This window comes from Microcoleus sp. D2_18a_D3 (assembly GCF_036702455.1).
Classification (GTDB): domain Bacteria; phylum Cyanobacteriota; class Cyanobacteriia; order Cyanobacteriales; family Microcoleaceae; genus Microcoleus.
Genome location: NZ_JAUBTK010000069.1, coordinates 1 through 24,838 on the forward strand (window position 1 = coordinate 1; position 24,838 = coordinate 24,838).

General features: G+C 47.2%; 24 protein-coding genes. 9 read left to right on the forward strand and 15 right to left on the reverse strand.

Features of this window, described 5'->3' with window-relative positions:
- Window positions 1–140: 140 nt before the first annotated feature.
- The 3 genes from QUB06_RS25480 to QUB06_RS25490 all read left to right on the forward strand — a co-directional run bounded on the left by QUB06_RS25480 (window position 141) and on the right by QUB06_RS25490 (window position 2,183).
- A complete protein-coding gene (locus QUB06_RS25480; protein WP_333437653.1) occupies window positions 141–1,487 on the forward strand; it encodes a DUF3370 domain-containing protein in 1,347 nt (448 codons plus the stop codon).
- 122 nt (window positions 1,488–1,609) lie between these two features.
- Entirely contained in the window at window positions 1,610–1,993 is a 384-nt protein-coding gene (locus QUB06_RS25485; RefSeq protein ID WP_333437654.1) for a VanZ family protein, read from the forward strand.
- Window positions 1,959–2,183, forward strand: a complete 225-nt coding sequence (locus tag QUB06_RS25490; protein ID WP_333437655.1) for a hypothetical protein — start codon at window positions 1,959–1,961, stop codon at window positions 2,181–2,183. The genes QUB06_RS25485 and QUB06_RS25490 overlap by 35 nt, the downstream gene beginning before the upstream one ends.
- Window positions 2,184–2,370: 187 nt before the next feature.
- On the opposite strand, the gene QUB06_RS25495 is transcribed toward QUB06_RS25490, so the two are convergent.
- The 4 genes from QUB06_RS25495 to QUB06_RS25510 form a co-directional block, all read right to left on the reverse strand.
- Window positions 2,371–3,966, reverse strand: coding sequence for a DUF4335 domain-containing protein (locus QUB06_RS25495; RefSeq protein WP_333437656.1), 1,596 nt, complete (start codon window positions 3,964–3,966; stop codon window positions 2,371–2,373).
- 157 nt (window positions 3,967–4,123) lie between these two features.
- Entirely contained in the window at window positions 4,124–4,729 is a 606-nt protein-coding gene (locus QUB06_RS25500; protein ID WP_333044296.1) for a DUF3038 domain-containing protein, read from the reverse strand.
- A gap of 17 nt (window positions 4,730–4,746) precedes the next feature.
- Window positions 4,747–4,977, reverse strand: coding sequence for a hypothetical protein (locus QUB06_RS25505; protein ID WP_333437657.1), 231 nt, complete (start codon window positions 4,975–4,977; stop codon window positions 4,747–4,749).
- Window positions 4,978–4,980: 3 nt separating this feature from the next.
- Window positions 4,981–7,677: an endonuclease MutS2 gene (locus QUB06_RS25510; protein WP_333437678.1), complete on the reverse strand. Its 2,697-nt coding sequence runs from the start codon at window positions 7,675–7,677 to the stop codon at window positions 4,981–4,983.
- Window positions 7,678–8,140: 463 nt separating this feature from the next.
- Here QUB06_RS25510 and QUB06_RS25515 point away from each other — a divergent pair, with 463 nt between their 5' ends.
- A complete protein-coding gene (locus tag QUB06_RS25515; RefSeq protein WP_333437658.1) occupies window positions 8,141–9,412 on the forward strand; it encodes an ATP-binding protein in 1,272 nt (423 codons plus the stop codon).
- A 282-nt stretch (window positions 9,413–9,694) separates the two neighbouring features.
- Here QUB06_RS25515 and thrB read toward each other — a convergent pair whose 3' ends face one another.
- From thrB to QUB06_RS25535, 4 genes are all read right to left on the reverse strand, one after another.
- On the reverse strand, window positions 9,695–10,660 hold the full coding sequence (thrB, locus tag QUB06_RS25520; RefSeq protein WP_333437659.1) for a homoserine kinase: 966 nt from the start codon (window positions 10,658–10,660) through the stop codon (window positions 9,695–9,697).
- Window positions 10,661–10,750: 90 nt separating this feature from the next.
- Complete coding sequence (locus tag QUB06_RS25525; protein WP_333437660.1) at window positions 10,751–11,227, reverse strand: tetratricopeptide repeat protein; 477 nt, start codon at window positions 11,225–11,227, stop codon at window positions 10,751–10,753.
- Window positions 11,228–11,231: 4 nt separating this feature from the next.
- Entirely contained in the window at window positions 11,232–11,798 is a 567-nt protein-coding gene (locus QUB06_RS25530) for a Uma2 family endonuclease (RefSeq protein WP_333437661.1), read from the reverse strand.
- A gap of 196 nt (window positions 11,799–11,994) precedes the next feature.
- Entirely contained in the window at window positions 11,995–13,230 is a 1,236-nt protein-coding gene (locus QUB06_RS25535) for a VWA domain-containing protein (protein WP_333437662.1), read from the reverse strand.
- A 72-nt stretch (window positions 13,231–13,302) separates the two neighbouring features.
- Between QUB06_RS25535 and QUB06_RS25540 the strand changes: the two genes are divergently transcribed.
- From QUB06_RS25540 to QUB06_RS25550, 3 genes are all read left to right on the forward strand, one after another.
- Complete coding sequence (locus QUB06_RS25540) at window positions 13,303–13,962, forward strand: ATP-dependent Clp protease proteolytic subunit (RefSeq protein ID WP_190741967.1); 660 nt, start codon at window positions 13,303–13,305, stop codon at window positions 13,960–13,962.
- Between the two features lie 255 nt (window positions 13,963–14,217).
- Window positions 14,218–14,811, forward strand: a complete 594-nt coding sequence (locus QUB06_RS25545; RefSeq protein ID WP_190657906.1) for an ATP-dependent Clp protease proteolytic subunit — start codon at window positions 14,218–14,220, stop codon at window positions 14,809–14,811.
- A gap of 130 nt (window positions 14,812–14,941) precedes the next feature.
- A complete protein-coding gene (locus QUB06_RS25550; RefSeq protein WP_333437663.1) occupies window positions 14,942–15,568 on the forward strand; it encodes a J domain-containing protein in 627 nt (208 codons plus the stop codon).
- Here QUB06_RS25550 and QUB06_RS25555 read toward each other — a convergent pair.
- From QUB06_RS25555 to QUB06_RS25575, 5 genes are all read right to left on the reverse strand, one after another.
- A complete protein-coding gene (locus QUB06_RS25555; protein ID WP_333437664.1) occupies window positions 15,562–16,491 on the reverse strand; it encodes a serine/threonine-protein kinase in 930 nt (309 codons plus the stop codon). The genes QUB06_RS25550 and QUB06_RS25555 overlap by 7 nt on opposite strands.
- Before the next feature lie 123 nt (window positions 16,492–16,614).
- Window positions 16,615–16,815, reverse strand: coding sequence for a hypothetical protein (locus QUB06_RS25560; protein WP_333103761.1), 201 nt, complete (start codon window positions 16,813–16,815; stop codon window positions 16,615–16,617).
- Window positions 16,816–16,954: 139 nt separating this feature from the next.
- Window positions 16,955–17,686, reverse strand: a complete 732-nt coding sequence (locus QUB06_RS25565; protein ID WP_333437665.1) for a DUF7873 family protein — start codon at window positions 17,684–17,686, stop codon at window positions 16,955–16,957.
- 187 nt (window positions 17,687–17,873) lie between these two features.
- Complete coding sequence (locus QUB06_RS25570) at window positions 17,874–18,812, reverse strand: hypothetical protein (protein WP_333437666.1); 939 nt, start codon at window positions 18,810–18,812, stop codon at window positions 17,874–17,876.
- Between the two features lie 10 nt (window positions 18,813–18,822).
- On the reverse strand, window positions 18,823–20,328 hold the full coding sequence (locus QUB06_RS25575) for an MBOAT family O-acyltransferase (RefSeq protein ID WP_333437667.1): 1,506 nt from the start codon (window positions 20,326–20,328) through the stop codon (window positions 18,823–18,825).
- A 307-nt stretch (window positions 20,329–20,635) separates the two neighbouring features.
- Here QUB06_RS25575 and QUB06_RS25580 point away from each other — a divergent pair, with 307 nt between their 5' ends.
- Window positions 20,636–20,890, forward strand: coding sequence for a hypothetical protein (locus QUB06_RS25580; protein WP_333437668.1), 255 nt, complete (start codon window positions 20,636–20,638; stop codon window positions 20,888–20,890).
- 3 nt (window positions 20,891–20,893) lie between these two features.
- On the opposite strand, the gene QUB06_RS25585 is transcribed toward QUB06_RS25580, so the two are convergent.
- Window positions 20,894–21,787, reverse strand: coding sequence for an EI24 domain-containing protein (locus tag QUB06_RS25585; protein WP_445251422.1), 894 nt, complete (start codon window positions 21,785–21,787; stop codon window positions 20,894–20,896).
- 89 nt (window positions 21,788–21,876) lie between these two features.
- Here QUB06_RS25585 and QUB06_RS25590 point away from each other — a divergent pair, with 89 nt between their 5' ends.
- On the forward strand, window positions 21,877–22,668 hold the full coding sequence (locus QUB06_RS25590; protein WP_333437670.1) for a 2-phosphosulfolactate phosphatase family protein: 792 nt from the start codon (window positions 21,877–21,879) through the stop codon (window positions 22,666–22,668).
- Window positions 22,669–22,804: 136 nt separating this feature from the next.
- On the opposite strand, the gene QUB06_RS25595 is transcribed toward QUB06_RS25590, so the two are convergent.
- On the reverse strand, window positions 22,805–24,190 hold the full coding sequence (locus tag QUB06_RS25595; protein ID WP_333437671.1) for a lipid-A-disaccharide synthase-related protein: 1,386 nt from the start codon (window positions 24,188–24,190) through the stop codon (window positions 22,805–22,807).
- Window positions 24,191–24,838 lie beyond the last annotated feature (648 nt).

A 24,838-nucleotide genomic window follows, 5' to 3' on the forward strand; every position in this document is an offset into this window, starting at 1 on the left:
GAGTTCTTGTTTCGCCGATCATATGTTAGGTTCTTCTGAACCTTTGTGTCAAGCTTAATTAAGATGCTCTTACCCTGGAAATCCATCTGCGTTCCTCTGCGGTTTTCTATCAATCTAAGACTCAATCAAAATATCAAAAAATGCTGCCAATTATATCAATCATCCCCTTAGCCCAAACCCCTCCCGCACCTCAAGAAATTGTTCAAATCCAAGAAGTGCGACCTCTCCCCGGACAGTTAGACAACATACCAGTATTTAACAGCAACAGTCCCGAATTAGTGCTGCAAGAAGGAATTCTGCTTTCGACATTTCCCCCTGATGGTAAAAGATTCCCGGCGGCACATTTAAACTTTCCGTTTCAAGGACGTTTCGACATATTTGCCCACCACATCGCCCGCGCACCTTCCCCGGAAGATTTGCGAACCTTGTATCAAGGAGTAATTGTTTATAATCCGGGCAATAAACCTGTAACATTAGATATATTGCAAGCTGCGAGTTATCTCAGTCAACCCGATGCACCTTTTATTGAATTACCGCCGCAAGTCGATAATTCAAACAGTAATATTTATGCGGGGCCGGGAAGCCGCGCTGTGAATGATATTCTCAGAGGAAGGAGACAGTCTGATTTTCCTGGGCAGTTAATTATTCCCCCTGGAAAAAGCCAGCTTTTGATGAATCATCCGATACCGGTGCGAGAATTGAAACCGCCGCTTAATGGTCGATCGACCTTGATGCGGTTACGCAGCGATGGTATAGTCTATGTTGCCAGTCTGGCGATGTTTGCCCGAGTTGATGCACAGGGAAACGAGCGATCGCCCAACTTAGCAGAATGGCAAAACTTATTAGACAATGGTAATATAGCCGGGCCGCGCGATCGAACTCCCACACCGCCCGAAATCACCGAAGGTCAAATAATTTACGGCAGAGTTGCCGGTGTAGCATTAGGTTCAGAATGGCGAGCACTTCTCTCAGACAACCCCGCCACATCAAACCTAGCAATTCCCCAACCCGGAACAGCATTTTCCTACCCATTAAGCAGTCTCCCGCGCGGAATGCTGGGAACAAATCAAGTGCAAAGTGCGAGGATGTTAGTTCGCTACCCAGATACAGCATACCGCGCCCACGGCAATTACGGAATTCAATACAGTCTCAGCTTGCCACTATACAATTCTACCAGCAAAAATCAAACTGTAACTGTCGCAATTCAAACTCCAATTAAGACAGACAAATTAACTTCAGGAGGACTTACTTTTTTAGAACCTCCGGCACCTCAAACTTTTTTTAGGGGAACGGTCAGAGTGCGCTATACTGATGACAATAAAGTGCCTCAAACTCGCTACGTGCATTTAGTGCAGCGGCGGGGACAGCAGGGGGAACCTTTGGTAAAATTAGAGATGACATCGGGAGAAAAACGACTGGTAGAAGTAGATTTTATTTATCCGCCCGATGCGTCGCCGCCGCAAGTTTTGACAGTGAAAACCAATTAAATTTTAGCTGCTGCTACGGGTAGGCAGACGCCTACAAAGACAATGCGTAATTAACCAGATTTGATATTAGTTTCGCGTTGGGCTGCCTTGGTTTGTGTCTAGTCGGTATCGGCAAAAAAAAGATGAACTTCTCTAAAAAATTCTGGATAGTTGCTTGTTTTGTGTACGTTTTAATTCTTCTCAGTATTATGCTTTTAGCAGGTACGGGGAAATTAGTCAACTTTCCTCTAGCTCATCCGCCTTATGACAAACTCGGCCACTTTATTTTGTACGGAATAGCATCTTTTTTGTGCCATAGAGCAAGTGGCAAAAAAAATATGAATTTGTTTAATTATTCAATTCCTTTCGGCCCCGCAATTTTTACTATTTTCACTGCTGCGGAAGAAATGCTGCAAGCGATTTTACCCAATCGTACTGCTAGTATTGAAGATTTTTTATTTAGTTTTGGCGGCATTGCAGTTTTTTACTGGATTGGAGAAGTTTGGGATAGAAAAAAAGGGCATTGATGATATCGAAGGAAGTTCGGCAACGGATTCTGTAACGGATGTAACGGATGTAACGGATGTAAAGGATAGAAGGAAGTTCGGCAACGGATTATGTAACGGATGTAACGGATATAACCGATGTAACGGATGTAACGGATGTCAGGAAGAAAGAAGAAGGAAGTTTCGAGAGTGCACAATGCGAACCGGTTGACGAGTGTCAGCAACTTTTTTTACTGGTGACTCTGCCCGCAGGGGTAAAGAGATATGGGTATCACAAACAGGAGCAAATGTCAATACGCTGGGTGCTGCGGCCGCAGTTAAAATTTGATTTTTTTTGAACTTGTTTAAGATTAGCAATTAACCGGGATTTCCCATCTCGACAATGTGTTTGAGAGCGTTTAATCACTCTCTTCCAAAAAGGTTTGTACTCGACCGTTTGGTCTCAAAACAACTCGAATTTTTGGGTTTTTTCCATTAGAAACGGCAGAAACAAACGGCTCGCCGGCTAATGGCATATTAATTTGCTCGATATAATCTGCTGCTGCTTTTCCCATCGGCACAATACTTTGAACTGACCCATTTTCATCGATCAGCACGCTGTATTCCAAAGTTTGTTCCATTCCTTCAGGAGGCTTCCAGCGTTCCTCAAAGTACGTTCTAGCTTCTGAAACTTGAGGAATTGTATCAAATAAAGTGTGGTTTTTTTTGCTCGCCGCCACCTGGTTGTTATCCTCAGACTCCGCAGGCGGTTGAGCGTCCTCAAGGGCTGGGAGTTCGGTACTGGCGGGGGGGACAATCGGCTCGATGGGGCTGGGGAATGGTTGCGGCGGGGGAACGGGAAATCTGGAAGCAGACAGGGAGGGCGGCAGGGGGGGCGGTACGGCGGGAGCTAGTCTGGGCGGTAATGGGGGCAGCAGGTAGGGTACTGGTGCGGGTGCTTGGGGGGCGGAAATGGGCGCTTCTTCGGGGGCGGGAATTGTGATTGTTTGCCCTTGAGGGAATGCTGGGGCGCTCTGTGGGGCGCTGGGTGCGCTGCCGTTGGCGGGAAATAGTAGGGGTGGCTGCTGGATGGGGCTGGGTTTGTTGGTGGGGGGAGTTGGGGCGAGGGCGATGGGGGGCAAGCTGGGGCTGGGGGAGGCGGCGGTGTTGATGGGCGGGGGCGGCAGCGGTGGTAAACCGGGTGTGGCTGCAGGTGTTGGTGCTGGGGGTGTCGGTAGGGCGGGAACTGGACTGGGGGAAACGCCGGCAGCTAACTGGGGGTTTCCTGGAGTGGTGTTCAATTGTGGATTGGCGGGGGCTGTGGCGGGGGCTGTGGCGGTTTGCGGGGAGGTGGCGGTTCGATCGAGCATTTTGAGAATTCCTGTCGTCAGGCCGGCGCTGGCGACCAGCATTGCTGCCACCTTGAGCCAGGGTGAGGACAGGGGTTGTCGGGGCTCGCGGTTGAGGTTGGGAAGCGCCATCACTTCGGCGGCGCAGTCATCTAGTGCTGTGGCCAAGTCAAACAGTTGCAGGGTGCTCAAGGGAACTACTGGCCCGGATTCTACGGCGCTCAAAGAGCCTAAAAACAAGTTGTGGGCGAGCAAGCCGCGGGGCTCTAAGCGGGGGGGAACCGGAAGGTAGGCAGTGTTTGGGGCGGAGGTTGCTAGTTCGGAAGTGTTGACGGATCGATCGAATATAACGGCATTACGGCCGACTTCTGGCGAGTCTGCACCCGCAGTGGTACGAGCGGTTTGAGAGTTGAGGTTGCTTTCCCAATCGCGGGATTCGCCGAGCAAGTTTTGGACGTAGTTGCTGACAGCTTGGTGGAGGGTTTCGAGTTGAATTCGATCGCCCCTGAGAGTAACGTGTTGGGTGTCTGGCAGCCTGGGGTCGTCGAGTCGCAGCTCGAAACTTAAAGATTTAAACACCGGTTGGCCCGCCCAGCGAGATAGAGGCGAACTTTTGGCTGTAATTTCCAGCGTGCAAGTGGGGGGCGTGTACCGTTTGAGAACCATAGCAGAAAGTCTGTTGACTGTTGACTGTTGACTGTTGGCTGTTGACTGTTGACTGATGACTGTTGGCTGCTGACTGATGACTGTTGGCTGTTGGCTGTTGACTGTTGACTGTTGGCTGTTGACTGCTGACTAATGACTAATGACTAATGACTAATGACTAATTTTTAGCACGGTCTAGAAGAGCCAGCCAGAGGCGGCGGTGGCCGCCGGGACTGCTGTAAAACAGCAAATCGATTAGGAGTTTGAGGGCCAAATCAGTCAACTCTCGGGCCGATAAATTTTCTGCATCTTCCATGCGCGAGCCATAAGTGTTGCTGAACCTGTCAATATAATCTCCCAGCAAAGCGATGGTGTGAGGTTCGCGGTTTTGCTCTGCCATTTGTTCCAGCAAAGCAACAGCGCGGCGGATTAAAGCTTGGTGCTGTTTTGCCAAATGACAGCTTATCAAAACGAGCGATCGAGCTTCCTCCACATCGAGTTTTTTGCGCCCTCCGTGGCCTTTCCGCAGCGGGTTAGATTGGCGCAGCCGCCACAAAGCTACCCGATCGGCTACCATTGGCTCTAAATTCAGTTCGGCTGCTACCTTGAGCATCGCCTCTGAGCCTATTTCTGCCAGTGCTTCTAGGGCTAACAGCACTAAATCCAGTTGGGCTTTAATGTTGTCCAACTGGGTAGGTTCTGGTGCTTTTTGGGTCAATTCTTCCCAGTTGGGAGAGGGGCCCGTTTCGTTTGTGGGAGCGGAGGACTTTACGGTCGAGCGCATGGCTTCAGCACGGGAAATTAAGACTGGTTGAGGCAGGATATCAAACAGTATGCACTGATTAAAGCTTTGCGGCCTGTGGGCAACAGCACATCTGTTAAGTTGTCTCCATAGCTCGTTGCTTTGATTCCGGCAATCCTAACTGCTGGACGGAGTTGCGGGTTAAAAGTTGCGGCTTCAAGTTCGATCGATCGCAATCCGCCAAACCCATAGATTTTCACCCCTAACCATGCTACGCCACGGGATGCCACAAATCAATGTAAATAAGCGATCGTCACACCTGCACCTCCTTCTTTTTGACTGGCGAGCTCAAAGCGGGAAACCTGCGGATGAGTCGCGAGGAACTCGTGAACGCCGCGCCGCAACTGTCCCGTACCTTTGCCGTGAATTATCCACAGCACTCCGTATTCCACGGCTTTGGAAAGAGCTCTGTCTATTTCGATTTCTGCGTCTGAGACTCTCGCACCCCGTAGGTCGATCGAATTATTAGCAGTGCGAATGGCGATTTCGGGATTGGGTTTTGCAGGTTCCGCCGCTGCTTGCTTAGCTTTGGCCGTAGCGAGTGCTTGTGCTTGGGCGGCCGCCTTGGCTAATTGAGCTTTAGTTTCGGGTTTTTGACCGTCGAGGGATTCAATTTCTCCTAATTTGACAGTCATTTTCATAATCCCAAACCGAACGCTCAACTCTTCGTTAGCGTCTGGGCCGCTGAGGACTTCGGCGGTTTGGCCCAAGCTGGGAATGCGGATGCGATCGCCCACTTTCGGCATAAAACTCGGTTTGGGTTTAGCCGGTTGTTGGCGAGAGGGCAGGTGTTTTTGGGAAATTTGATTTAAGGTTTCTGTCGCTTGTTGGGCATTTTGAGCCGTCTGGTTGCCAGACTGCAAGCGACGAATGATTTGAGCAATTTCTGATTTTGCCGACCCTATCGCCTCATTTACTGCCACTTCCTGAGCTATTTTTAGTTCTCGCTCCCGCTCTTGCAAAGCGGCTGCTTTTTGAGAAACTTCTCTGTGCAGTTTTTCGGTTTGGTGTAGCAGTTGAGTTGCTTCTCTGGCCTTGGTTTCCTGTTTCCGGCGCTGTGCTTCCAGTCCAGCAATCACTTGATTGACATCTTGAGAGGCTCCCCCGACATAGGTTTGAGCTTCTTCGACTATGGATGCTAGCAAACCGAGTCTTTTGGCAATGGTGAGGGCGTTGGAACGTCCGGGAATTCCCCACAGCAAGCGATAGGTTGGCTGCATGGAATTGTCGTCAAATTCTACTGAGGCATTTTCAAAGCGGGAGTCTTGATATTTGAGGGCTTTGAGTTCGCCAAAGTGGGTAGTTGCAACTGTTAATAGGGAATGTTGGGCGAGGTATTGCAACAGGGCGATCGCCAATGCGCTGCCTTCTGAGGGGTCTGTCCCCGCTCCTACTTCGTCTAACAAAACTAAAGATTTGGGAATTGGTAATTGGGAATTGGTAATTGGGATTTGGGGTTGAGGAATTTGTAATTTAGGTTTGAGAATTGGGAGAGCAGAAACAGTGTTCTGTGTATCTGTGACTTCTTGGTCTTGCTGTTGGGAATTAGTAATTGGAAGGTTTGTTGAATTTTCTTCCCCTTCCGCCTGCGATTTATTGTGTAAAACTTCTAAAATGCGGCTGATGCGGCGGATATGGCCGGAGAAAGTAGACAAACTTTGCTGCAAAGATTGTTCGTCACCAATATCGGCCAAAATATTGTCGAACCAAGGCAATTCTACGGGTTCGCGGGCGGCAACAAACATTCCGGCTTTCGCCATTAAAGCTGCCAAGCCCAAGGTTTTGAGGGTGACAGTTTTGCCGCCAGTGTTGGGGCCTGTGATGGCGACGACTCGGATGTGCGGCGCGATCGTTAAATCGACCGGCACGACTGGAAAGCCTTGCTCGTGATGTTGCTGCCAAACTAATAAAGGATGGCGCAACTGGCGCAGGGTAATTTGCGATCGCAGGTTGCGAATTAATAATTGACTGTTTTCTGAGTTTTCCTCATCTTCTTTTTCCTCATCTTCTGTTTCGGGATTTTTTGGTGCTAATTCTGGTTCTCCCAATTCGATAAATTTCGGCGGATTTGCTTGCAACCAAAAACTATAACGCGCTTTAGCTGCTGCTAAATCTAAAGTTGTAACTACCACCACCAATCTATCTAAATCGGGTTTTACTGCTGCGACTTGCTCGGTGAGGGCGCGGCGGACTGCTTCTTCTTCGGCTTGTTCTTGCCTGAGAAACTGCCGCATTTGGTTGTTAAGATTGACTGTGCTGTGGGGTTCTACGTACAGTGTCGCGCCGCTAGCCGAGGAGTCGTGAACGATGCCCGGTATGGCATCTTTTTGGGGAGCTTTGACGGGAATGACAAAGCGTCCGCTTCTTTGGGTAATTAGCTGTTCTTGTACGGCGTTGGATTGGCGCTGTAAAATCCCCTGCAATATTTGATAAATGCGATCGCGCAACTGTCGCATTTGAACTCTAATTCCTGCTAACTTAGGAGTGGCTCTGTCTGCTACTTGAGCGCGATCGTCTATACAGCGATGGATTTCTTGCTCTAGTTCGGGATAAGTCCGCAATTGGGATGCCAGTTCTTGGAGCGTCGGCACATCTGCCTGAGAGTCAATTATCCGGCGCAATTGCCTTGCTCCGGCGAGGGTAGTAGCAATTGCCAGCAATTCTTCGCCGCTGAGCAAACCTTGCAGTTCCGCTCGCTGCAGAGAAGTGCCGATGTCTTGGATTCCTTCAAAACTCAAAGCACCGCCAGCGCGGCTGTCTAACTGATAAGCTTCCTGAGTTTGAGCTAGGAGTTCTGCTGTTTGAGCTTGAGTTGCCGGGATTTCGAGGTCTAGGGCGGCGGCGACGCCAAGTTTGGTGGCCGCGAAGGTAGCCAAGTGCTGACACAGGCGCGGCCATTCTAATAGTTCTAGTGTTTCGGCTTGAATCAAAGTTGAGGTGGTGTTGGTAATTGGCATTCTCAGGCGCTGACCGAGAAGGTGAATTTAACGATACTATTAATTGATTTTAAAGTTTTTTATTGTTTCCTGGCGCAATTTGAGAAACTATCTGCGATCGCCCTCAGCAGTCTTTCGGCAGAAAGCTCTGATGTAACATTAATTACGAAGGAGAAAATTTGCATTTTTGCATTACCAGTCTAAAATTATACCTTCTAGTGATACCAGTCCCAAAAAAATATGCAACTGTAGGCAAGCTTCCAACTATTATACAGTAAGTCATTCCCAATTTTTTACTCTAAAATATAAAATCTAAAATGGTATGGGCTATTTTGGGTTTTGAGGGAGCGGGCATCGGTTGTTTTTTGATGTAATTGAACTATTTTGGAATTTTAAATCTGTTAGCGCAATTCTGGCGGTTGTATCCTAAAAAGTAATTTGTGGAGTTGGTAGAAGTATGGCAAAGATTCTGGCGATCATCGGGGATACTGTGACTTTTCAAGTTGTCCAAGAGTTACTCAGCCAAGAGGGACATCAGGTGAGAGTCGTTTCGGACGACAAAGAGGGTTTAGACTTGGCGAGGGAATTGTCCCCCCATGCGATAATTTGCGACGGGACTTCACCTCAAATCAACTTTTTGGAGGTGTGCCGGCTGGTGAAAGCCGATTCCCTAGGGGATAGCTTCGCTTCACGAGAATTGGCGAGGGCCTATTTTATTCTGCTGACAACACCGGAGCAATTTGATGAAATTCAAGAATTGGATGCGCCCTTTGACGATTTTCTGTTTAAACCGATAGTTAAGCAGGAATTATTGGCGCGGGTGCGCGCTTCTAAGCAATCGCGCGAGTTGAGGGCGCAGTTGGCTCTCACCCAGCAAGAATTGCAACTGTCGCGCGATCGAATTCTGCAAAGTGAAAAAATGTCTAGTTTGGGCGAATTGGTATCAGGTATCGCTCACGAAATTAACAACCCAATTACTTTTATTTACAGCAATCTAACTCACGTCCAAAGCTACGCTACCGATTTAATTGAACTCCTGCGATTGTATCAAAAAGAGCTAGTCGATCCGGGAGCGGAAATTCTGCAAAAACAACAAGATATGGATGTGGAATTCGTACTCGACGATTTATTAAAAATTGTGAGTTCCATGCGTACCGGGAGCGATCGCATCCGCCAAATTATCTTGTCGCTACAAGATTTTTCCCGCAGCGATCGATCGGGCTGGCAGTTATTTGATGTTTCCGACGGTTTAGAAAATACTCTGCTGTTGTTGCAGCACCGCTTGCCGGCTCGCGAGGGAAGGCGAGACATCAAGGTGATGAAAGAATTCGGCAATTTGCCACAAATTGAGTGTTATGCAGGTCTGCTCAATCAAGCTTTTCTGAATATCATCAATCACGCGATCGATGCTTTGGAAGAGTCGGCTCAAGAGTTAGAGGAGTTGGAATCCATCAAATTTAAGCCTGTGATTTTGATTACCACTCAGGTGGTCGATGCTCAACGAATTTCTATTGAGGTGGCTGATAACGACATCGCACATAGCAAAGATACCACAGCCGAAATTTCTGAGCCATTTTTGGGAGCAAAACCTGCGGAACCACCCATATCATCGGGACTTGCTCTCAGCTATCGGATAATTGTAGAGCAGCACAAAGGAGAGTTCAAGTGTTTTTCCGAACCTGGTAAAGGCACTAAAATTCAGATAGAGATTCCGCTGCGTCACAGTTAATTAACAGTATTTACCGTTGGTGGGGGCGGGTTTTTGAAATGGTTGGTTTTAGCCTGAAATTATTGTGAATCAGCCCCTACAATGACTGCACTTTTTTAATGTAAAATGTTGTAGAGGGAATGGCAGAAGTTATCGAAAAGAGACTTGAGTTGATATTCAAGAGATTTGAAGGAGAGAGGAAGAGAATAGAAATATGAATAATTCCATCGAGAGGGGCAACCACGGGAGATTGCCCCTACAAAACACGGTTATGTAGATGTTGCGTGTCTAGGAGTGGAATTACTAAAGGGAGACTTGCGCGCCTTGAGTATCGAGGCCGATCGCCCTTACATCTGCCTTTACCCCAAATTCCATCCAAGCAGCCGCCATTTCCCTCACAACCGCATCACCATTAGTAGCATCCGTTAAAGCCAAAAGCGTTGGGCCGGCACCGCTAATTACCATTCCATAGGCCCCTGCATTCACGGAGGCTTGTTGCACCGCTTCATATCCCTTAATCAGAGATTGTCGGTAAGGCTGGTGAATTTTGTCTTGGAGGGCGCAGCGCAGCCAGTTTTCATTCCCAGTTTCCAAAGCCCGCACTAGCAAACCGAGGTGTGCAGCATTAAAAATCGCGTCAGCCCTGCTGTAATCTGCGGGCAAAACTTGGCGCGCTTCGGCTGTAGAAAGTTCAAAATCGGGAATGGCTACCACGGGCACAATATTGTGATGCCAGGGAATATCGCAAATCTCCCAAGCACCCCCCCCCTGCCCCCCCTTGCTAAGGGCGGGTTGGGGGGGTGGATTGCTAGCAGCGAGGCGACATCCTCCGAGTAAAGCGGGGACAACGTTGTCGGGATGTCCTTCAAGTTCGATCGCCAATTGCATCACTTCCACCTGAGTCAAAGGCTTTCCGGCTAATTCATTTGCACCGACTAACCCACCGACAATAGCTGTGGCGGAACTCCCCAAACCTCTAGCCAGCGGAACTTGCATATCTATATGTATCGCTACAGGGGGCGGCGATGGCTTCAGGTGTTCGTATAACTTGAGAAAAGCTTGATAAGCGAGATTGCTGTCATCTGTCTTGACTTTGGCGGCTTCTTTGCCTGTAACAGTAATTTTGAGTTTCTCTGTTGCTGAAGGTTCGAGTCGGGAGAATTGGAAGCGGTTGTAGAGGCTTAAAGCGGCGCCGATGCAGTCAAAGCCGGAGCCCAGGTTGGCGGTTGTGGCGGGTACGGTGATGGTGACGGTGGAAGTTTCGGGCATTTTTTGAATAGTTAATTTGGAGTGTTTAACCGCAGATGAATGCGGATGAACGCCGATCGCAGGATATTATACTATGTTTTCAAAAGCCATTTATTCTTGCAGCATTTCAATGTGCTTGATAGCATCTTGAGAATCGTTGGTATTGCCGTCTTTTTGATAGAGTTCGGCTGCTTTTTGATAATCGGCGATCGCCCCCGGTTTGTCTTCTAAGAACTCGCGGACTCTGGCGCGGTTGTAGTAAGCGTCGCCGTAGTTGGGGTTAATTTCTATTGCGCGATCGAAATCTGCTTTAGCTGCTTGATAGTCTTTGAGATTGCGACCGTGGATGATGCCGCGTTTGTTGTACGCTTTGGCGTAGTTGGGGTTGAGGCGGATGGCTTCGGTGTAATCGGCGATCGCCCCTTGAATATCTCCTGCTTCTGATTTGGCTAAAGCACTATTAAATAAGTCTTCAGCAGAATTTTGAACGATGAGTATTGGCGCTGACTCTGCTGGAATGGCAGGGGATATGCCACCCAAAACGGTAACAAATCCCCAAAGGGCGATCGCCCGGTAAAAGTGTTTCATAAATCTAAGCAAAAATTCGAGCGACAGAGCAACTAAAATCAGGTAACAAAGGCGAGGTCAATTCATCAGCGCTCAACAGCGTAGCAACTAACCTTAAACTTGCTTGTTCCCTACGATAAACTTCAATATGCTGCAACCGCCAATTCGCAATCCAGTATTCCTGTACTCCTCGTACCGAATAGAGTCGGAGTTTCAAATCTCTATCCCGTCTTTCATTGTCTGTACCGGGAGACAATACTTCAACAATTAGCTCAGGTGCGGCGGTTAAATGGCCGGCTTCGTCTAGCAAGATAGCCAAGCGTTCATTGCTGGCCCAAACTACATCAGGAATAACGTTATCAGCATCCGTGAAAATGATACCCGGATTGATTCCTGCTTCTCCTAAATTAGTTTCTCGCGACCAAGTATTAAGTTCTTGGTAGAGGTTGCCTATAGCCTTTTGATGACCCCAATGCGGTGCTCTAGTCACAAATAACTCTCCATCAATAATTTCATAACGATCGCCGTTATCGGGCAATAGTTCTAAATCGGCGGTAGTCCAGCGTACTTTATCAGATATTGTCTGGCTCATACAAACACTCTTGATAGGTGATACAAACATTCTAAACGATCGAGCATCCACAGCAGCCACAGTTTTCAACCTGTGGCTGCAAAAACCAGAATGTTGAAACCCGCGCAGGCGGGTTTTGTTTGTGTAGTCGCGATTTCCAATCGCCTAATTTTGAAATCGCCTAATTTTCACATTGCCTAATTTTGACATTGCCCAATTATTTCAAAATAGTTTTAGAAGCAATCCGAGTTTTCTTGCGATCGGCTTCACTCAATTGTTCACCAGACTGCAAACGAGTAGCAGAGGTTTGTAGCACAGTTGCGGCACTTTTATCGCCCATTTGCAAAGCAGTTTTAGCAGCCGTTTGCAGCATCGTTGCCGCGCCGGCGCGATCGCCCTGTTGCAATCTAGTTTCTGCAAGTTGAGTTTGGCGGTATTTAGCCAAAGCTAAAATGTGCTGCTGCACCATCGGGTTAAGAGCCGGCTGATAAAGTTTCTGGACATTAGCGGAAAGTGCAACGGGATCGGAAAGCAAACCTTGACCGACACTCGGATCGTCGTAGCGAATTTGCAATTGCCCGATCGTCTGTGTACCTTCGGGCAACTGTCCAATATAAATATTAGCCAAAACTACTCGCTCTATATCCTTCATTAAATCTCCCAGGCGCACCATAAAGCGATCGCCCTCTTGCTGTACCGGTAATTCGATCGTATCCGGGGCAACTTGGGCGATCGGTTTGAGTTCGGCTAACCGCACTTTTGGCATTAGGGAAAATAGCAAATAAGCATTAGTCAAACCTACACCTTGGACGCGGCTAAATAGTTTACCAAACTCGTCAACCGCATCTTCAGGACGCTGAATGTGAGCCAGAGCACCGCCGCCTGCATCAGCAATCTTTTCCAAAATATCCTGGTTCCAGTTATCGCCAAATCCCAGAGAATTTAAAGTCATATTATACTCGGCGGCTAGTTTCGCCAACTTCAAACAACGGTTGTCGTCGCCATGTTCGTTTTCGCCGTCAGTCAGCAGAAACGCCTGAGATATAGCTTCTTTTTTGCCTTTGCCCAACTCTTCAATACCTAACTTAATGCCCTCATCAATTGCTGTGCCGCCGGCCGGGCGCAATTGCTCAATTTGCCGTTTAATGCTACTGGGGTCTCCCACAATTTGATTGGGGACGAGGACTTTGGCTTTATGGTCAAAAGCCACCGCGCAAAAGCGATCCCCGGGCTTCAACCGATCAAGCAACCGTCCGGCGGCTTGTTTGACGGTTTCCAAGGGGCGTCCGCCCATCGAACCGCTGTGGTCGAGAATCAGGCACAGGTTTAAGGGTACGCTGGAGTCGATCGAGCTTGCCATCGCAGACACTGAAATAGCTAGCTGGCGCTGCGTCGAGGGCGCAGCAGCGTCAAGGTTAGGGTCGTTTAAAACCGGGAGCAAACTAACTTTCATGCGGGATACCTAAAGATTGCGTTACTATTTCTTTAAGAATAGCTCCATCAGTTCAGGCAACATTTCGGTTATATGAACACACCAATTAAAGCTGTGCAATCGCCATACTACGGGGAAGGGAACTCTCGGACGCCACCTCCCGATTTGCCATCCCTGTTGCTGAAGGAGCGGATCGTTTATCTGGGGATGCCTCTAGTGCCTGCGGTAACAGAACTGATTATCGCTGAACTGTTGTTCTTGCAGTACGAAGACCCGGATAAGCCGATCAAAATCTACATCAACTCGACCGGCACTTCTGGTTACAGTGGCGAACCCGTCGGCTTTGAAACAGAAGCCTTCGCTATCTGCGATACGATCAGGTATATTAAGCCGCCCGTGCACACTATTTGCCTCGGTTCGGCAATGGGGATGTCTGCGATGCTGTTAGCGGCTGGTACAAAAGGCTTTCGGGCGAGTTTGCCGCACGCTTCGATTGTGTTGCACCAACCCAAGGCTTACACGCGGGGTCAAGCAAGCGACATTCAAATTCGGGCTAAGGAAGTGCTGGCAAATAAAGCGACGATGCTTGAGATTTTTGCAAGCTGTACGGGCCAACCGATCGAAAAGATTACTAAAGATATGGATCGGTTGCTGTACCTGACGCCCCATGAAGCTAAAGAATACGGTTTGATCGATCGCGTTCTTGAAAGTTCGGAAGAATTGCCGAAACCGCTGCCGGCTGGAGTCATCTAACTGGGAATGGGGAATTGGAAATGGGGACTGGGGAATGGGGAATAGGTAATGGGAAATGGGGAATGGGCATGAGTAATAATTAAGGGTTAATGGCTAGTAGTTTCTACCCTGATTAGTTATTCAATAGTCTTTTTAGGACTAACAATTCCCAATTACCGATTCCCAATTACCGATTCCCAATTCCCGATGCCCAATTACCAATTCCCGATGCCCAATTCCCAATTACCAATTACCAACTAAACGGAGTTCCGAATTATGCCTATAGGTGTGCCAAAAGTTCCCTACAAGATGCCGGGGGGTTATGATACTCAGTGGATTAATATCTACGATCGCCTCTACCGGGAACGGATTATTTTCTTGGGCAGGGACGTTGACGATGAAATTGCCAATCAAATCATCGCTGTGATGCTCTATCTCGATTCGGAAGATTCAGGTAAGGATATTATTTTGTACATCAATTCCCCAGGTGGGATGGTGTCGGCAGGCATGGCTATTTTTGATACCATGCAGCACATTAAATCGGACGTGGTGACGATTTGTGTGGGCTTGGCTGCTTCGATGGGTTCTTTCCTGTTAGCTGCCGGTGCGAAGGGGAAACGGTTAGCTTTGCCTCACTCGCGAATCATGATTCACCAGCCTTCTGGGGGGACGCGGGGACAAGCAACGGATATTCAGATTGAGGCGAAAGAGATTCTCCGGCTGCGCCACGAACTCAATAATATCTATGCTAAGAATACTGGCAAGCCGATCGAGAAAATCGAGAAGGACATGGATCGCGACTATTTCATGTCCGCTGAGGAAGCCAAGGAATACGGCTTGATTGACAGAGTGATCGAAGATCGTCCGTAAGTTGTTTTTTCGCCTCAGTAGTGCGGGCAACCCTCGCACTACAACCTAGTTCGCAGTAAATTTTGGCAGAATCTTTACATTTAAGGATTCTGCCATATTTAATGGTATTATCAACGCTCATTCATGCTAGATGGATATTGCAGATTATTACCGACAGTTAGGACTGAGGTCTGGTGCGAGTTTATCGCAAGTTAAGGCCTCTTATCGGCAGTTAGCCAGACAGTATCACCCCGATGTGAATCCGGGAAACGAACAGGCTAAGAATAAGTTTATTGCTATTACTGAGGCTTATAAGTTCCTGGTGAAGGTTGCCCCCCACCATGTTGCGGAGTCGAAAGTTGCCAATTCAACTGTGCCGCCTACTTGGACACCGCCGGATCGGGGGGTGAAAGCTCAACCCCAAGCAGTTAAGGTGACTCGAAAAGAGGCTGCGGTTCAATCTCATGCGGATCTGTCCGCGGTAGAACAAAAGTTAAAGCAAGATGCTTATGTTGAGTTGCAGCAGTTGCTGAAATATCAGAGGTTCCCGCGGGCGATCGCCTTGATTGAGGGTTTGGCCCAGCGGGTTCCCGAAGATTTGGAGGTGCGTCAGTGGCAGGCGATCGCCTATCAGCGCTGGGGACGACATTTGATCGGAGAAAAGCAGGTTGATAAGGCGAGAATTTATTTGAAAAAGGCTGTGAAAACTGACCCTCACAATCGGGCTTTGTGGGCAGAAGTTGAGCGGGATTTTCGCAGGTTGGAACAGATTTATTGAAGCGATGTTGCGTCCCCCTCTTTCAGGGGGTCGGCGTCGTGAATTTTTAATTTTTCTAAAATAACTTGGGTATTTTCAGGCCGGTTTTCTGGTAGCGGTTCTATCAATTCGTCGATCGACTCTAGGAGTAACGGGTCAATATCTACAGCCTGGTTCCTCCAATTAATTTTACCAGTTTTTCCATTAACGGGAAAGTCGATCGGCTCTATGCCTGTTAATAAATGTACAAAAGTACGCCCTAGGGCAAAAAAGTCCGATCGCACGCCTGCTTTACCTAGAATTTGTTCCGGTGCGGCGTATCCAGCAGAACCTATGGGTGCGGTCTCTATCTCTGCTTCTGTGGCGGCGCCGAAGTCAATTAATCTCAATTTTCCATTGGCTTCAACCATCAGGTTGGATGGTTTAATATCCCGATGCACTACATGATATTTGTGGATTTCCTGCAAAATATTGGTAATTTGTTGCAGCCAATCAAGAGCTAGTTTTTGAGAAACGTGCTGGTTTTTATCTAAGAATTCTGCCAAGTTTTCTCCGCTAATTTTTTCCATCACCAAACAACACAATTTCTGGAAGTTATGGGGGAGTTTAATTTGGAAATAACCGTCAGGTTCGACTTGGGGAACTGAGCCCTTTCCCGCCAGCCAAATCAAAACTCGCGCTTCTTGCTTGAACAAGCGAACTAAATCGGGGTTGTGGGTGTGTTTCAAGACTTTTAAAATTTTGACAGTGCCCCATTCGTTTTCCCCGGTTCCCAAGTCTTCAACTTCAAAGATGTCTGTGGGGCGTGCGGGATTGGGCGATCGCACTGGTTTAAGGATACGATAGCGATCGGCAATTAACAAATCCGTGCCACAAGCCTGACAATTTTGAGCAGCAGCAGGATTTTCGCGTTGTTCGCATTGAGGATTGATGCAGTAAATCATCGGCCTTGATACGTCCACGACAGACGGATTTAACAAATTGATTCAATTATTAGCATAAAACCCAGCAGTTCTGACCTTACTACTGGGTTTATATTTACCGCCCATTTACGCACGCTATCACATTTAAGTCAAGGATTTAAGATTAATAGCATCGCGCTCTACCGATTGAGCTACCCCCCTGCGTTTGGTAGAGGGGGCTGGATATGAGCCAGCAACCTCGATGATGTTATTTTTTCCTGACATTCGTTTTAGCGATCGGCGGTGAATGCTGAGTTTAGAGTAATAACTTGCTGTTGAATTTGTACGCAATGCTGCCTCTGCCAATTGGGCTACCCCCCTATTTTGGGTAGAAGGGACAGGAGTCGAACCTGCACTGTCACATTTGTACGGTTTAAGTTGAAGTTTGAGTTTTAACTTGTACTCTGTTTATATCTTAAACCATAACTATCAAAAAAGCAAGCAATCAGCGGAAAATAAACTGAAAAATTCGCTCTCCCACTCTCTGTTCCTCAACTTCAGAATTGTTAGCTTCTTCGCGGGCGAACATAACAGCTTGCTGCAAGATTTCCACCCTTTGCAGCAACTCATTGATCCGCCGCGCTGGTAAAGCTCCAGAAAACTTGACAGTGCGCCAATAGCCGATCGTAATATCTTCGTAATAAACATCGACTTGAGCCGGATGGTGTTCGGTAGCTTCAGCTTTAACGTGATTGCGCGGAGTTTTAAAAGTCTTGAGAGTTTGCACCGGTTCTGTGGCCCAACAGTCTGCCGAAGCATCGAAGTTCCAAGTCTCGGAAGCATCTAAGACTGGAAGTTTTTTGATAAATGCTTGCAAATCTGCTAACTGCTTTTCAATGAATAGCAAATAGCTGACGGGAACTTGGCTCAAAAGCACGTTTCCGTCTACAGTTACGTCCGCGCGGGCGCTACAATTTGTCCAATCTTTGGTTGCGGTTACGTCGAAGAGTTTGATCAAAACTTCAGTCGTTTTGCGGATAATCTCTTCTGCTTTGACTTCAACTTTTTTGGACTCTGGCGGCAGTTGTTCGCCTTCTTCGTCTTTGGGACGGTAAGTGCGGGAGATTCCAGAAAGCACAGCGGGCTTCTGGAGAGCTTTTTGAGCTTCTGCGAGTTCTTGGACGGAGCGGCTTTTGATGCCTTTTTCGATCGCAATAATCTGATTTAAGCGTGCCATTGTTCGATTTTATTGACGCTGAACTCATATCAAGCCGGGTTAATACTGATAATCAAATGTTTTGTCCTGTGGCTTTTGGGGCTTTGAGAACCCTCCCTCCTCAGTACAAACCTCACGATCGTTCTTTAACCAAACTTGCTCAGTTTGTAGTATGACATACTTCACTACACATTACAAGCTTTCTTTTCTAGGCGCGGTGCCCAGAGATCCCGCCACTACCCGTGCCCAGCAATTTATCCCTCAAAAACTCGGCAAAATCTCTAGCGTCGCTGCGGATCAAGTGAACACCGTCATTGGTACGCCATTCTCGATCTTTTGGGGGCGGCAGCCACTCAAAACGGTCGGACGGGAACAGCTTTTTAGCCAATTCTTGGACTTGTTTTCTCCTGATTGCAGCGTTAACTCGCGACTCTTGCGGTATGTCAAATAAAACTACTTTTGCCCCGCTATTCTTGTTAATTTCGGCGATTTGACTTTTAATAAACTCAGCTTCTTTTTTTATAGCTTCTGCATCTTGTTTAGACAAAGGTTGACTTTGAATATCAACTATCGTTTGGATAGCTTTTTGCGATAATTCAGGAGTAAGATTTCGACCTTCTAATCTGTCTAGAGCCTCTCGCGTCATTTTTTGATTCTGCTTCGAGCGACTTTTAAAAAAATCAACAAAAATGCTAATGGGACGGTATTCCTCTCTCATCATCGGTAGATACTGGCGTAACCAATAAAAAATAGGGTGATACAAAGAATCCACTAATTCTGCATCTATTTTGCGGATAATAGTATCATTTATTTCTACCAAAACGATCCGAGCCTTGCTTTTACTTCTTTTAACTATTTCTAAACCTGTTTGGCTCGCTCCTCCGCCTAATGCTATGCTCTTTACGCCCTCTCCAATGTCTTTAATATTAAGGTTGGCAGCTAGAGAACTACCTACCATTACCATTTTCAGATCGGAATCATCCTGATATACATACCTTTGAGCTTTGACAATATTATTTTGAATTAGGCTAACTCCCTCGGAAGCAGGCAAAACTCCGCCGCTGACGAGCACTTGATAAAAACTCATTATAAACAGAAAAATTAGTACCGGGCGCAAAATCGGTCGCAACGGGAATTTGACAAACATAGAACACCTTCTAGAATTGGAAATAAATAAATTGTTTCGAGCTGCCACTGTTGAGGAATATCATTGCTAGCATAATTCCTAAAGCTAAATCTTGATACAAGCTCCAGACTTTTTGACCGTTTTTATTTGAATCCTGTTTCATCCTATTTTGCCAAGTGGGAAAATGGGGAATGTGATAAATTACTACGGGGAGGCAAAAAATTAGCGTCGGAATAATGTGACTCCAACCGGGCTTGACTTTATAGTTGCGAACTAAAGTAACTGCGAAGTCAACCGCTTCTTCAAATCGAGGCAGTTTGAAAAGCAGCCATCCCACGGAAACAAAAGAGAAAATTCCTAAAACGCTAAGGCTGTCCAATAATAATTGCTGCCAGAGTGGTTTGGTTTCTGCTTGATTTGGTTCTTGCGATTTGTTTTTAGATTTGTCGAAGCCAAAAAAGCGTTCTACGGCTAAACCCAAGCCGTGATAAATTCCCCAAACTGCATAACTCCAAGCAGCCCCATGCCATAATCCTCCTAAAGTCATTACTATCATTAAGTTAACATAAGTCCTGATTTTTCCTTTGCGGTTTCCGCCGAGGGGAAAATATAGATAATCTCTGAGCCAAGTTGAGAGGGAAATGTGCCACCTTCTCCAGAATTCGGAGAGGGAACGAGAGATGTAAGGAAAGTCGAAATTGTCGGGAATTTTGTAACCCAAAGCAGCAGCAAAACCGATCGCAATTAAGGAGTAACCGGCAAAATCGGCGAAAATTTGTATTGAGTAGCCAAACAGCAGTGTCAGGTTGGTAATAGTTCCAAATCCTTGGTAGTAGGGAAAGCTGATCCAGAAGGTATAGTCTTTTAAGTTGTCGGCGATGACCATTTTTAGGAAGTAGCCGACTACGAGCGAGCGAAAAATGAAATTCCAAGGAATATCTTTAAAGTATTTAGGAACAATCTGGGGATAAAAAGTCTGGGATTTTAAAATCGGGCCTGACAGTAAATTGGGGAAAAAGCTAATAAAAAATGAAGTATTTAGCAGGTGTTGGGTGAAGTTGGGCGAGACGTAAGCGTTTGCTTCGGTTTCGCTTTTGTTTTTTTGAGTCAGTACGTCTACGATTAAACTTATGCCTTCAAAGGTGTAGAAAGAAATGCCGATAGGCAGAGGCAATTTTAAGAATAAATAAGCAATACTGCCTTCGGAACGAGCAATATTAAAAACATCGGTAACAAAGTTAGTTAGCAAACCGGCGTATTTAAACAAACTCAAAATTAATACATTGAGAACGACTCCCGATAAAGCCCAAAAAACTCGCTGTTTTTTGTCAGGAATTCTGGCAACTTGAAAGCTGACTGTAGCATTGATAATAATGGAAAGTAGCAGGATCAGCAACAGTGCGGGGGCGCTCCAACTGTAAAAAATAAAGCTGGCAATTATCAGGATGGGAACCTGCACTTTTTGCAACGGAGGGAAATAATATATGGCGAAAACAATCGCAAAAAATACTAAAAATTCAATACTGTTAAATAACATAATTTGTGATTTCGCTATTTTACCTAGCCTGTGACCCACTATATCAAGCGCCTGGGACTCATGGCAAGAGTGGCCCAGAACCCGATCGCGATCGCGCATCCTACCAAAGTGTAGCAAATATAACTCTTTGTCAGCGCTCCAACTACCTCTGGAGATAGATGCGGGAATCCCTCTCAGGGCGCGTTGTCATATCGGGAAATATTTCTTAACATATAGATAACAAAGGGAATCCGAGGAGACACCAAAAATCCTTAAGCCCTTGGGGTGCCCCGGTTAATCAGACTTTTCGCAAACAAGGGCTAAATCAATGAACAAGCAGCAAAACTCCGAAGTTTCAGCATTTTTGCCCATGCTCCAAAAAGGCATTTGGCTGTTTGGGATTCTCTCTTGGATATTCGGGCTGACAGATAGAACTATTGCACTATTATCTGACGGATATTTGTCGGCGATCGATATTGTCCAGCTATTTACAGCATCCTTTTTCTTCATTAGCTGGCTGTTGTTAAGCCCGTTTTTGAGTCTTAACTCCCAGAGTCAGCCGAAGGAAGAAGCATCTTCCTAGTTTTTAATTGGTAATGTTAGTTTCTCGATCGCTATGAGTTTCTTCTGGGGCAAAGCGGGCCGGCCAAATGCGATCGCAAAAAAACAACGTTCCCGCCGTCACGCACAGCGGAATGGCCAACAGATTCAACAGGGGAATGCTCACCAAACCCAAACAAACCAAACCAAAACTCCCGCTGGCCGGCAAACTCCCCCAAATTATCTCCAACTTCTCCTGAAAAGGTCGCCTGCGCCTCTCCAAAGGTGCATCTAAAAAGTCCAAACAGACAATAGTCGCGCCCAAAGCTACGCCACCCAAACTGCTAAGAATAGAGCCGACTCCCGGGATAAAATTCAGCAGCAGCAGCGGTATACCGACGCTCAACAAAATTTGTAGTTTTCGCAGTTCAAAGGCGATCGCCCTTTGAATATCTCGAAAACTACTCGCCAAATTCATTGGTTCTTCTGCGGGCAATTGACCGTTCCGCAGAAGTTCCAATTGTTCGGAAAGTTTGCCGTACCAGGGCGAACCTAAAATCACGCCAAACTGCACTAACAAAAATCCAATTATCAGCAAAAGTCCTGACACTAGGAGTACGCGCAGCAGCCAGCCGAAAGCGACTGTTAACACGCCGAGAAAGCTCAGCCAAGCTGGAAAACTCGCAATTAGAGCATTAAATCGGACGGACAAATCGGCAACTAAAACGTCTATCCCTGCCAAACTGGGAAATAGCAAGCTTAAATAAAGACCAATACCAATTATAAAATTTAGCACCACGGGAACTAATACATAAGTCCACAGCTTGGGAGTTTGCAAAATCAGCGTGAAAGCTCGCAAAGGATAGGTGAAACCTGCCAGGAGTCTAATTGGTGCGGTAATGGCGGCGTGGGCGGGGTTTGAATTGAGCTGTTTTGACATATTTTCTGCTTTTGAGGACTCGACTCTATTTTCTATCATCCACTTTCCATTATTATTGCTGATGAGGATTTATCGCAGGTAGCCCAAAAGTGAAGCTTTTTATTTACCATACCCCGGAACTTACGCCAGCCGACAAAATGCCGGCTTGCGCGATCGCAGTTGATGTGCTGCGGGCGACTACGACAATGGCAACGGCCCTGAATAATGGGGCAGAAGCTGTCCAAGTTTTCAGCGACTTAGATAAGCTAATGGCCGAGAGCGAAAAATGGCCTGCAGATAAGCGGATTCGCGCCGGAGAACGCGGCGGCGGCAAAGTTGACGGATTTGACATGGGGAATTCCCCCCTGGACTGCACGCCAGAAAAGGTGACTGGGAAGCGAATTTTTATCAGCACAACTAACGGTACTCGGGCTCTGGAGAGAGTGCAAGCTGCTGCAACTGTGTTAACGGCGGCTTTGATTAACCGCAAATCTGTGGTGCAGTTTTTGTTAAATAAACAGCCAGAAACTATTTGGATTGTGGGTTCTGGTTGGGAAGGGAGTTATTCGTTGGAAGATACGGTTTGTGCTGGTGCGATCGCCCAAAGTCTCCTAGCAGAAAGCGGTATTCCTGCGAGCGATTTTGCTGGTAACGATGAAGTATTTGGGGCTATTGCTCTTTATCTGCACTGGCAAGATAGGTTGCACGAATTGTTGGAAAGGGCCAGCCACGGCCAGCGCCTCCTCGGTTTAGGTGTTATTGAAGATTTAAAATATTGCGCGCAAACGGATACTTTAGATGTGCTGCCGGTGCAGCGAGAACCGGGAGTTTTGGTTAAGTCGGATTTTAAAATTCCTCAAGCTAATTTCTGGGTTCCATCATCAGAAAAAGCGGCGAATTGAAATCTTCTGCGAATGCAGTATTAGTAAGGTGCGCCTAGGCGCACCCTACGGAAATTAGTAGGTAGTTAATGAACAATATTTTTTAAAAGCAAGTAGAATTAAACATACTTGGTAGGGACAAAACATTGTTTTGTCCCTAGTCTATTGCAGGCAATTGAGAATTGCTGCATTCACCGCCGAACCGCTGAATTAAACATTCGGCAATTCTGGCTGCTGCACCGGGTTCTCCCATGCGCCGCCAGCCATTTTCAGCGATTAGCTGCAACCTGTCGGGGTCGCGGAGCAAAGACTGCACGGCGCCGGCAACTTCAGCGGGATGTTTGACTAAAATTAATGACGGGCCTAACAGGCGACTTTGAGCTTCTGCAAAAGCTGGAGTAAATTGCGGGCCGTTTCCGGGAATGGCGATCGCGGGTTTTCCTAAACCTACAAATTGTTCTGTAGCCGTTCCGGCCATTGCTATTGCTAAATCGGCTTCGTACAAACAATCGTTAAAACTTTGCTGAGTCAAAATCATCGTGGCGTTTCTCTGCACAAATGTCAGCGGTAATAGCAAATTAGGAGATTCTTTTTGAATTTCTTGAGCGCTTGAAACAGGAGGTCGCAAAATACTTCCTTCTCGCCGCTGCGTTCTAGCTTCCCCGTCTTGTCGCCAGCCGAAAAATTCTAAACTAGGTCGCAAAGCTTCTAAGTTTAACTGGGGAGAAATGGCTCCGAAAAATAACAATTTGCGATCGGCAAACAGCGATAAAATTCCGGCTACAGCCTCTACTATTAGCAGCCAATTAGCATAGGCTTCCGGCGCTCTAGAACCGGGGAGTAAGGTGATGATGAGCGATCGCTCAATTTCCCGAAACTCTGCATCAGGGCCGTAAAAACCGGCTGGGTTTTCCGGTTCGAGTCCGTCCATCATCGGATTTCCAAGATTGTAAGCGGGAATTCCCAGCTTTTGTAAAGTCTCGGCGGTCAGGGCGTCCCTGGCAAAAACGGCTCGACAGCGCGATCGAGTCATCAACCAACGCTCCCAAGGCAAATAAACCGATCGCGACCAATTCCACCCACCAAAGACCCTGGATTTGCGAGCCAGAGGCCCGTCCTCGTCCCGCAAATAATACTCGGACTTGGCCGTACCGACAAAGGCATAGGGCGCGCCGCTGAGCCAAGCAAACAGCAGCGGTACAATATCCCCGCAGGCTAAAATAACCCCGTCTTGATTCCCAGACTGTTGTTGCGTCCGCACCCAAGCGCGGATGGCTTTAAACTGAGCGATTGTCAACTGAAGCAGGCCGCCTTTGACATCGCGCAAAAATTCCCTTCTGTCCATGTAAATAAAGCCGCCCGAAGGCATCCGCTGCACCGGGCCGATGATGCGGGCGTTTTCTAGTTGAGCGAAAGCTTGCCCTTCGCCCACTAGCGGAAACACGGCTAATTCTGGCGGATGCGGGTGCTGTTGCAGTTCCTGCAAGACGCGAAGGGCGATCGCGTCTTCTCCGTGGCCGTTACTGAGGCAAAGTAATTTCAATCCCAACTCTCTCAAAAACTCTCTTGTCAAAAAATACCCGGCAAACCCTGGGACTTCAGTCTAGGGATGGAAAGCCACTTTCCACTTTAGTTTACCAGAAAATTCTTGTTTGAAAGAGTATAAAACCCGGTAATGGGGAGCCACAGGAGGCGCTCAAAATCTATGAGGCAAAGTAATTTCAATCCCAACTCGCTCAAAAACTCTCTTGTCAAAAAATACCCGGCAAACCCTGGGACTTCAGTCTAGGGATGGAAAGCCACTTTCCACTTTAGTTTACCAGAAAATTCTTGTTTGAAATAGTACAAAACGCGGTAGAATCCAACCCGATCCGGCGCTGCTCAAAATCTCTGCTTTACCCAAAGATATCTGGCATTTAACAGCAGTTGATCGGACTCTGGGATACAACTTCTGAAGCAGCCAAATAACTTGTTTAATGTTGGGAGTTACCGCCGCCTGCACTGACAATTGCGCGATCGACAATTGCCAGATATCCGGCTAAATAACGCGGCGGTAAGGGGAGCATCTCAATGAAAGCAGCCAAGCCCAAAATTGGAGTTAGGAGTCAGGAGTCAGGAGCCCGGAGAAAAGAGGAAGAAGGAAGGAGGAAGGAGCCAGAAGAAGTGTTTTTACAAAGATGAGATGCTCCCG